We start from the raw sequence: 381 nt of genomic DNA on the forward strand, positions 1-381 counted from the left end.
GTGCAAAGCAGGTTGCGCTGCCCGAATATTCGTTGCGCTCAGAGCTTACGCCGCAGATTCTCTCGGTGCTGCTCGTGTCGCCGGATCGCATGTCGATGTTCAATCTGTTCCGCTACATCCAGCATCTGACCGAGAATCATCAGGACACGCAGCGTTACGAGATCGCGCTGTGGCGCAAGGTGCTGTATCCGTTTGCCGTGTTCGTCATGCTGGTGCTGTCGCTGCCATTCGCATATCTGCATACGCGGGCCGGCGTGGTCGGCATGAAGGTGTTCGGCGGGATCATGCTCGGCATGAGCTTCCAGTTGTTCAACACGCTGTTCTCGCATATCGGCACGCTCAACACCTGGCCTGCGCCGCTAACGGCGGCAACCCCAGGGC

The 381-nt window shown here is 59.3% G+C and carries 1 protein-coding gene; it reads left to right on the plus strand.

Features of this window, described 5'->3' with window-relative positions; genetic code table 11:
• A partial coding sequence (locus SB822_RS55295; protein WP_410858872.1) for an LptF/LptG family permease occupies positions 1-381 on the plus strand: 381 nt, incomplete at both ends.

The sequence above is a fragment of the Paraburkholderia sp. SIMBA_054 genome, from assembly GCF_046534875.1.
GTDB classification, from domain to species: domain Bacteria; phylum Pseudomonadota; class Gammaproteobacteria; order Burkholderiales; family Burkholderiaceae; genus Paraburkholderia; species Paraburkholderia hospita.